We start from the raw sequence: 1,004 nt of genomic DNA, 5'->3' as shown, positions 1-1,004 counted from the left end.
TTAGCTGTGCAATGCTTTTTAGTTAAGAGCTTATGCAACTGCTGTTTAAACTCATAAATGGCAGCAATAGCGGGTTGCTGCTCTAAGTAGTGATCCCGTTTAGTTAGACGCGAGGGCGTTAGGTTTTCTGGTTTAGTTTTTAATGCCATGAGCGTCCCTCGTTGGTACTTCATGGCTGGGTCAATTTGATGAAAGGTTTGCATGCTTAGCTGATTGATTAAACGGATGACATGAAAGCGATCAGCCACAATCTTAGCGTTCGGGAAATGGCGTTTAACTAACGCACGATAACTGCTGCTTAAATCAATACACACAACCCGTACACGCTCTTTACCTTCTAGTGTTTTAAAGTAACTCTCTAAATCACGCCCTGAGCGACCTTTTACAATATCAAATATCTTATGCTTACCTAAATCACATAAGGTGGTGATATAACCTTGCTTCTTAGTAAAAGAATGCTCATCGATACCTAAGACACGAGGACATAGAGGTGAGGCGATTCGTTTCTCTTGACGTTCATAGCCATAATGATACCAACGCTCTATCGTTGATTTGCCCGTATGAAAATGACGAGCCAACTCTTTTTGACTCACTCCTTCAGTATGATGAAGAAAGACTTCCTTGCGAAGGCTCTCTGTCGCTCGTTGGTATTTGCCTATGCCAGGGAAACGCTGATTAAAGTAGCGCTTACAGTCATAACACTGAAACTTATGCGCCTTAATACATAAATAGCTATAACGTAATCCGATAGATTCATGGCGTATTTTACGATGAAAGCTATCTTTCTTCCTTAATCGCTTGCTATGGCAATAGATACAGCGGACAACACGAGTATATCTTACTTCAATGTAAACAGGATTGTTTCCTGTCACCTTGGCTATTGTATAGCCAGGTAAATTTAGGATAATATCTTTTTTCGGCACTTTAATCCTCTTTTGATTGCGGAATCAAAGAGTTAGATTACTATAATCTGATTAAAGTGCCCCTACATTTGGGGGAGAGCC

At 40.5% G+C, this 1,004-nt stretch carries 1 protein-coding gene; it reads right to left on the bottom strand.

The genetic code is table 11. The features are described 5' to 3' along the window. On the bottom strand, positions 1–923 hold a 923-nt coding region (locus tag ACQUW5_RS15275), incomplete at its 3' end, for an ISL3 family transposase (RefSeq protein WP_444992119.1). Between the last annotated feature and the right edge of the window lie 81 nt (positions 924–1,004).

Source organism: Legionella pelazae, assembly GCF_052527395.1.
This window is presented reverse-complemented; position numbering and strand designations above follow the sequence as displayed.